The sequence below is a fragment of the Aedoeadaptatus nemausensis genome, assembly GCF_903819165.1.
Taxonomy (GTDB): domain Bacteria; phylum Bacillota; class Clostridia; order Tissierellales; family Peptoniphilaceae; genus Aedoeadaptatus; species Aedoeadaptatus nemausensis.
On sequence record NZ_CAIJCS010000026.1, the window covers coordinates 134,931 to 143,823 of the forward strand.

The following is an 8,893-nucleotide window of genomic DNA, read 5'->3' on the forward strand; positions in this document are numbered from 1 at the left end:
CAATTTTTATATAATTTTTAGTCCTTTATTTTTTTCTTGGAGCTCTACCATATTTTTATAAATCCCATTTAAAGCAATTAGCTCATTATGGGTTCCTTGTTCTGCAATATTCCCTTCCTTGATTACAATAATACTATCGGCATCTCTAATAGTATTTAATCTATGGGCGATAACTAATAATGTTTTATTCTTTACCAATTCACTGATTGCTTCCTGTATATAGCTTTCATTGTCCACATCAACACTTGCTGTTGCCTCGTCAAGAATTACAATAGGAGCATCTTTTAATATGCAGCGAGCAATAGAAATTCTTTGTTTTTCACCACCGGATAGAGTTGCTCCGCCTTCTCCAATCATTGTGTCAAATCCATCAGGAAGTGCCATAATAAAATCATAGCATCTTGCTTTTTTTGCAGCTTCTATAACTTCTTCTTTCGTCGCATTTTCTTTCCCCATGGCAATATTGTTAAAAATCGTATCTTGAAACAAATACACTCTCTGGAAAACCATACTAATTTCCGACATCAATTCAGATAGCGAAACATCCTTTATATTCACCCCTCTAATCAAAATTTCACCGGAGTCTACATCCCAAAATCTTGCCAAAAGATTTGCTACTGTAGATTTTCCTCCTCCGGACTGTCCAACTAAAGCTGTCATTGTATTCTTTTTCATTTCAAAATTCATATCATGCAAAACCTCTTTTTCTCCATAAGAAAATTTCACATGATTAAAACTAATTTCCGGCTCACCAAACTTAGCCTTTAAGAGATGTTTTTTACCTGTATCCTGTAGTTCTGTTTCATTTAATACTTCTTCAATACGATCTAAAGCAGCATTCATAACTGTTAGCCTGCTTGCTTCTCCATAAAGAGTTTTTAATGGACTGAATAAGTCAAATACAAATAGTATCAGTCCTAACACATAAGGAAGTTTCAACATTCCTTGTAAATGAAGATACAAAGCAAGTGCCAAAATAAAAGTAATTCCGATACCATAAATAATGTTCAATCCGCTTGTCCAAGGTGTCATCTTCTTTTCAAACTTTATAGAAGTGTCTCTTGATGAAGCAAAGCTATCTGTAAGAGCCTTTGAATTGTCTCCTAAAAGGTTATAGCTTTTGATTACACTAATTCCTTCTGCAAATGACAAAACTGCATCTGTTAGCTTCTCTCCTTGCTCTTGCCTGATAACAGCTTCAGATAAAGACATTTTATTCATTCTGCTTGCAAGTAATGTTGCTATTAGAGTTACACACACAGACACAAGACCTATTCTATAATCTAAAACAAACATGAATATAGTAAGCACAACGGTTGAAAGCACATAACTCATCATATTAGCTATGGTACTCATGGATACTTCCTCAATGAATGACATATCTGAACTTAAAACAGAATTGATTTTTCCTAAATTTCCTGATGTGAAATATCCCATAGGAAGTTTTCTAAGGTGATTTCCAAGCTCCATCCTTTTATCTGCAAAAATCAGAAAGCCAGCAGCACTTTGCAATTTATCGCTTAAAAAATGAACCAATGCCTGTACCAACACTACCAAACCAAGTCCTATTCCTACATACAAGAATGTTTTCGGTGATATTGTCTTTTCATAAAATCCTATCAATACAGTAAATGCAATAAAAATAGGCATTTTACTTAAAACAGATTCAATAAAGGCAAAAACAAATGCCCCTTTAATTCTATTTTTATACTTTCCTGACAAGTTTAAAATTCTTGATATTAGTTTAAACATTCATTTCACCTTCCTTTCTGCTGATTTTCCAATCTTTACTAAATAGTGTCGCATCCCATAATTTACGGTAGTCTGCTGATGATTCTAACAAGTCATTATGTTTTCCATTTGCAACTAAACGACCATGATTCATTACCAATATTTGGTCTGCATCTACAATTGCCGGAAGTTTATGAGCAATTACAATCAATGTTTTTCCTTTTACAAGTTCACGAATAGCTGCTTCCATTTTTTCTTCATTTTCCGGATCTGCGTAGGCTGTTGCCTCATCAAGTACAACAATCGGAGCATTTTTCAAAATAGCTCTCGCTAATGATATTCTTTGCCTTTCTCCACCTGATAACATCTTTCCTGCCTCGCCAGCTAAAGAGTAAATACCATTTGGGAGCTTATCTAAAAATTCCATACACTGAGCTTTCTTTGCAGCTTCTATCACTTCTTCATCGGTAGCTGACAAATTTCCGATACGAATATTTTCTAAGAGTGAAGTATTAAATAAATATTGGTCTTGAGACACATAAGAAATCTCTTTATTCAGTGCCTTAAGACTCATATCCTGTAAATTTTGTCCTCCAATGCTAATACTTCCCTCTAAAACATCATAGTAATGAATTAAGAGTTTCGCTAAGGTGCTTTTACCTGAGCCTGATTCTCCAACAATGGCTGTCTTTTCTCCAACTTTTGCTGTAAAGCTCACATTATGAATCACATTTTTAATGTATGTTTCAGGTTGTCCATTCTCTCCCATCTTGCTTAGTTGATAACCAAATGTAACATTGTCATAGGAAATAGTATGATCTATACCTTTAAACTTGTTTTCACCTTGTTTTAATGGTTCTATATTTAAAGCATCTTCCAATGCAGATATTTTATAATTAAGCTGTGGCATCGTTGGTAAAAATCCCAAAGCCTTTAAGAGTGGTAAGCCAATACTCAAAGATAGGCATAATACCAATATCAAATCAGAAAGACTAACATAGCCCATGTAAGCAAAGTAACCTCCAAGCGGCAATGTTAATATAATCGTGCATGGAAGTAAGGCACTGTATAATGCCATCCATGGCCATGCAGTCTTATACCAAGCGAGTGCATAATCTCTATAATCTCCAACATCTTTAGAAAATCTTTTATATGATTCCGTTTGCTTGTTAAACACTTTTACTACTTCCATACCATTCACATATTCAATAATGGTATTATTCATTTTTCCACTCGCCATATAATATGGTCCCATTTTTTTCATTCCTGCGGAATACATAATCATCATAGCGACAATGCTTAGTGGAATGGATGCCAAAGACATAAGTGCCAGTCTCCAATCAACGAAAAACATTGCAATATATACCATTACAGGCACAATTAAATTGGCAATTCCTTCAGGCAATGAGTGTGCCAAAAGAACTTCCAAACTACCAATATCATCTACAAACATCTTTTTAATAGCACCTGTTCCCTTTTCTTCAATAGCTCCTAAGGGAAGATTCTCCATCTTTTTTTGTAGAGATGTTCTAAGTCCAAATAATGTGTTATATGCTGCCTTATGGGACATATTAAGACCCAAACCACCTAATAATGCTTGCAAAACCAAACATATCAAAATACCGGCAAGCAAAATAACTAACCTTGTGAATTCCAAATTTTGTCCTAAAATCAAGGGATTTATAATCTGATAAGCAAATAGAAATGGCACAACTCCCATAATGACACTTAATAGCATAATAAAACTCGCTAAATGTATTGTTTTCTTATGCGAACCAGCATACTCAAAAACCTTATTTAACATCATTCTCCTCCTTCAATAAATTTCCTTTTTTATCCATAAAATCCATGATTAACGCTTCATTTCCCTTTACAGATATTTTTTTATAACCATTATCACCGAGCATTAAGACGGAATGACAGGTTTTAAATAACAGTTCTAAATCATGAGTAATTATTATAATTGGAATCTCCTTTGCTTTTTCTGTAATTAAATCGGACATAATTTTCATACTTTTATAATCAAGTCCCGATGTTGGTTCATCCAAAATTATCAGCTTACGACCGGATAAAAATGAAGTAATAATTGCCAGTCGTTGTTTTTGTCCACCGGATAGTTTCTGCGGATGATTGGTTTTTTTATGCCACAGGTTTGTATCTTTCAGATATTCTCGTATCTTTTCTAAATCATTTTCCGAGTTTTTATCTTTACAAAATATCAACTCATTTTCTACTGTGTCTAAAAAAATCTGAGCATCTACATCTTGTAACACGCAATATGAATTTCTAAGTCTTTCTCTTTGTTTCTGTCCATAGCTGACATCCAAATATTTTTCAGATAAACCACATAATGCTTTTGCCAAAGTACTTTTCCCAATACCATTAGAACCAATCACTCCCATTATTTCGCTTTCTCCAAGCTCAAAAGTTAATTCTTCTATCAAAGTTCTTTTGCCTTGATGAATGCAGGCTTTATTTACTTTGATACAGCTTTTAGCCACAATAGGTTCTTTTTCTGATATCAATTCTCTTTCATTAAGTGTCCTTAACTCAAGTTCCTTACATTTATCATTACTAAGACTACCATTCGGAAAAACATCACATATTGTACCGTCTTTTATATAAATCAATCTGCTAAAAATCTCTTTTAAATAATAGAGCCTATGTTCCGCTATAATTATTGTCTTTCCCATCGTCTTCAATCTGATAAGTATTTCACTGAAATGTTTTATACTATCGTAATCAAGGCTACTTGAAGGTTCATCGAAAAAGATAATGTCTGTATCATAAATAAGTGTTCCTGCTATCGCCACCTTTTGCCTTTCTCCCCCTGATAATTCAAAAATGGATTTTTTGCTAATATGATTTATTCCTAACAAGTCCATTGCTTTTTCAACTTTTTCTTTTAGGGTGTCCCTGTCTAATCCCAAATTTTCACCTACTAAAGCAATTTCATCTTCAACTACATCACAAAAAAATTGATCCTTAGGATTTTGAAATACATTGCCAATATATTTAGCTAACTCTCCCTTTTTATAAGTAGTTATATCCTTCCCTAAAATCTTAATTTCGCCGTCCAAATCACCGTCATAAAATGACGGAATAAGCCCGTTTAGTAGTCTTAAAAGTGTCGTTTTTCCGCATCCTGAAAGACCTGTTAAGACTATAATTTCGCCTTTCTTTACAGACATTTTTAAATCTTTCAAAATCAAATCTTCTCCATAATGAAAGGATTTGATTTCTGCCTCTAAAATATTTTCCATAAACTCGCCCCCAACAAAATCATTCCTCCGATCATCATTGCTATATCAATAAATGTAAATCTCACCTCATGAAAACTTGTTTTTTGTCCATCATATTCAATACCTTTTGATATGATTGAACAAGTTAAGGTATCGCTTATATCTATGCACTTATACATAAGAGGAACAAAATATAATTCAAATGTTTTAATTGGTTTGAAAATACTTGCTTTAAATCCTCTAATTTTCATGCCATTGTTTATTTCCTTCATCCTAATAGAGATTTCCGGAATAAAACGAAAGAATACTGTAATTCCTATCCCTATTCCACCATCAATTCCAATTTTTCTAAATGCAGCCATTAGATGCGAAGAACTATATGAGGACAGAACTTTTCCCAAAATGAAAAGTGGAGCAAATTTCAACACTATAAGTAGCATTGTATATATAGAACCAACCAAAACATTTCCTAAGTGTGGTTTCAGCAAATAAATAAGCCCCCATACTATAAGCAATGAACATATCGTTCTAAATGCCTTTCTTATAGAAAATAAGAATAATAGTCCTAAGACAAAAATAAGGGAAAATAAATATTGTGATTGCTCTCCAACAGTTAGAATAACTGAAAATAGTAAAATCAACCCAACTATAGTAAGCGGGTTGATTTTATCTGATAGTTGGTATTCGTTTATATTATTTTTTTCACCTTTACAAAACACTTTTTTTCTTCCTGTTGCTAAAGAATTTGTTGTAAATATATGTTCCAAAATTAGCACCAATAATTGATGCAACGATTGCGATCACTACGCAAATTGCAATGTTTTTAGGGGTGTAAAAATTATAAAGAAATGTTGCATAGTCTGTTGTAAACATCTTAGGGAATTGTTTTGTAAGACCTTCTACACCAAATACGAATGTGAAATACATCGCATGAAGCGAATATATAAACATACCAGCACCAAAACCAAGACCTACTTTCATAGTTTTGTCTGAGTAATTTTCCTTTTTACCAATCACAAGCTCTGCTAATATTCCTGCAATTGCACAAACTACTATTACAGGCCACATTCCCATAAGAGCATAGAACACGCCGAGTAATAAGAAATATAAGAATGCTGTTCCTCTTTGTGCGACTTGTTTACACATTATTACAAAAACTGGCGCGGCAATTATTGTTGGAAGTGCCGATGATAAATACAAACTCGGAATCATTCCAAACGATCCTGTCAAAAGTCCCAATCCCATTGTTAATACAAAACCAATAACAGAAAATACTGCTATTTTTACAATACTTTTTAAATTCATTTTTCTCCTCCTTGAATACATATAATATTTTTTATCTGCTTATAAAACAGCATGTTGCCAATTTATATAAAATTAAATCTTTAATATAACTAAGTTATATTTGATGCAAAAATTTTTCCATTTTACAAACCTCGTATTTTGCCCCATCCTTCATTAAAGAATTTTGAAATTAGTTTGGCATTTAATTCTACTTCTTCTCTGCTTTTAGAATGAACAGCAACTTCAGATAAAGCATAATAATATGCATGGTTAATTAAGTGAATTCCCATATCGGTTATTACACTACCGACACCATCTTCACCATAAATCATGCTTAATATTTTGATGTGATTTTTATCTTCTATTTCCACGAGTTCATCTAAAAAATTACTGTATTTTGTTCCATAAGAACCAAACACTAATAACTCAAATGCATCTTTATTTTCAAAAAAATACAAGACCATCTTAACAGCACCATGTGCTTTAGAGTCTAAAATTTTATAAATGGTTTCTTTCCCAAGTGGAACTTCCTTTTTATATGTCTCAAAACTCTCATCCTCATACATAGCATAGTATTTTCGTATTTGGCTTACAATCGGCTCAACTAACTCAGAAAAAAGTGCTTCCTTATCCTCAAAATGACCATAAAACGCCCCAGTAGTAACACCTGCTTCTTTGCAAATAGCTCTTAAATTTGCCTTTTCAAATCCTTGTTCTTTGAAAATTTTCTTACCGCTATTAAGAATCCTATTATGAGTTACTTCATAATCTCCGTTTGCCACGATTTGCCCTCCTTTCTTCAAATATAACTTAGTTATATTGTAGCACATGTTATATTTGAAAGTCAAGATATTTATACACATACATTGACTTCAACTCCTGACTTGAGCACTATCTTTAGTTCCTCATCATATACAACTACCTTATCTACAAGTTTCCTTACCAAGTCTTCATCGTAGCTTTCTATTTCCAATTCCTGATTATCTAAAAACTCTTCTAATTCCTTTAGTCTGTTTTGTACATTTTTCTCTTCTGCCATATTTAGGAGTATCTTTTCCTTTTCATTTCTTAACTCTTCCACCTTGTCTGCAAGGTCTGTGTAGTCTTTCTTGGCATTAGCAACATTTAAAATTTCTTCTTGAACTTTTAGCATTTCTTTATCTATTTCTTCAATTCTGCTACTTACATTCCCTGTGATGGCTTTTTCTATATTCTCTTTTATTATTTCCTTTAATTTACTGCTTTCCGATATAAGCTGATTTATGGCTTCTACCACTGCCTCTTGTAGATCTTTTTCTTTTATGGTTCTTGCTTCACATGCTTCTGGCCCATGGGTTACTCTTGTACAGCATCTCCAAACAGTATATTTCTTTCCTCTGTTATTCCATGCTATTCTCCTGTAAATATCTCCGCATTTGGAGCAATAGACAATACTTGAAAGAGCGTATTTGCTTGAATAAATTCTTCTCTTTCCTTTGCCACTTACCATATTAACACGTCTGTACATTTCTTCCCCAACTCGCATGAAGATTTCTTTAGGTATTATGGCTTCGTGGCTATTTTCTACATAATATTGAGGTGCTATTCCATCATTTTTTATCCTTTTCTTATTTAGAAAATCCACTGTGTAGGTCTTTTGTAGGAGGGCATCACCCATATATTTCTCATTGGTTAAAATTTGATTGAGGTTTGATACATGCCACTTCTTATTTCCTGCTCCATTTACTATCTTATCTTTCTCTAGCCCTTCCTTTATGTCTCGTAGGCTTGCTCCTTCCAAGTATTCTCTGTAGATTCTTTTTACTATTTTTGCTTCTTCAGGAACAATGACAAGTTTTCCCTCTTCGTCTTTTGTGTAGCCTAAGAACCTATTATGATTTACTTGGACTTGTCCTTGTTGAAATCTGTATTGAAATCCTAACTTCACATTTTGTGATAAAGACTGACTTTCCTGTTGAGCAAGAGATGCCATAATGGTAAGGAGAACTTCTCCCTTGGCATCCATGGTGTTGATGTTTTCTTTTTCAAAATAGACTGGGATATTGTTTTCTTTTAGTTTACGAATATACTTTAAACAGTCTAGGGTATTTCTAGCAAACCTCGATATGGACTTTGTGATTATATAGTCGATATTTCCTTCCATGGCTTCTTCAATCATTTTATTAAAGCCAGCTCTTTTCTTGGTATATGTTCCACTGATTCCTTCATCAGAAAAAACTCCTGCAAATTCCCAATCTGGATTTTTCTTAATATAGTTTGTGTAATGGTCTATTTGAGTGTCATAAGAAGTTGCCTGTTCATCGCTGTCCGCCGATACCCTTGCATAGGCAGCTACTCTTAGTTTCTTCTTTTCTGATTCCCTGATGGAATTTCCTTTTTTCTTCTTAGCTGGTATAACTATAACCTTGCTATTCATCATCTATCACCTCGATTAAATTGTACTGGTGGCTTGCTCGTTCAAAGGGATCTAGTGGTAGAATTCCTTCTTCTTTATATCTAAACTTGCAAGGAACTTTAATAATCTCTTCTTCCTTTTTCCAAACTCGTCCCATGGCCACTGCCCTTTCTTTTAACATTTGACCTGCCTTTTCAAAGCTCTCTCTATCTATTATCTTGGGATAGATTTCGTTTCCTAA

Annotated in this window: 7 protein-coding genes and 1 pseudogene; all 8 read right to left on the reverse strand. The window is 33.5% G+C overall.

What is annotated here, in order from left to right; all coding sequences use genetic code 11:
- Nucleotides 1-6: 6 nt before the first annotated feature.
- Entirely contained in the window at nucleotides 7-1,752 is a 1,746-nt protein-coding gene (locus PEPTYR26121_RS07960) for an ABC transporter ATP-binding protein (RefSeq protein ID WP_034439153.1), read from the reverse strand.
- On the reverse strand, nucleotides 1,745-3,535 hold the full coding sequence (locus tag PEPTYR26121_RS07965; protein ID WP_019125105.1) for an ABC transporter ATP-binding protein: 1,791 nt from the start codon (nucleotides 3,533-3,535) through the stop codon (nucleotides 1,745-1,747). Before PEPTYR26121_RS07965 ends, PEPTYR26121_RS07960 begins: the two co-directional genes overlap by 8 nt.
- Entirely contained in the window at nucleotides 3,525-4,994 is a 1,470-nt protein-coding gene (locus PEPTYR26121_RS07970) for an ABC transporter ATP-binding protein (RefSeq protein ID WP_044565602.1), read from the reverse strand. The genes PEPTYR26121_RS07965 and PEPTYR26121_RS07970 overlap by 11 nt, the downstream gene beginning before the upstream one ends.
- Nucleotides 4,979-5,749, reverse strand: a complete 771-nt coding sequence (locus PEPTYR26121_RS07975) for an energy-coupling factor transporter transmembrane component T family protein (protein ID WP_425484720.1) — start codon at nucleotides 5,747-5,749, stop codon at nucleotides 4,979-4,981. The genes PEPTYR26121_RS07970 and PEPTYR26121_RS07975 overlap by 16 nt, the downstream gene beginning before the upstream one ends.
- Nucleotides 5,682-6,278, reverse strand: coding sequence for an MptD family putative ECF transporter S component (locus tag PEPTYR26121_RS07980; protein WP_019125108.1), 597 nt, complete (start codon nucleotides 6,276-6,278; stop codon nucleotides 5,682-5,684). Before PEPTYR26121_RS07980 ends, PEPTYR26121_RS07975 begins: the two co-directional genes overlap by 68 nt.
- A gap of 122 nt (nucleotides 6,279-6,400) precedes the next feature.
- Entirely contained in the window at nucleotides 6,401-7,039 is a 639-nt protein-coding gene (locus PEPTYR26121_RS07985; protein ID WP_004835143.1) for a TetR/AcrR family transcriptional regulator, read from the reverse strand.
- Between the two features lie 71 nt (nucleotides 7,040-7,110).
- A complete protein-coding gene (locus PEPTYR26121_RS07990) occupies nucleotides 7,111-8,673 on the reverse strand; it encodes a recombinase family protein (protein ID WP_180500842.1) in 1,563 nt (520 codons plus the stop codon).
- Nucleotides 8,666-8,893, reverse strand: a pseudogene (locus PEPTYR26121_RS07995) (recombinase family protein); the annotation flags it as partial. The pseudogene PEPTYR26121_RS07995 and the gene PEPTYR26121_RS07990, both read right to left, overlap by 8 nt.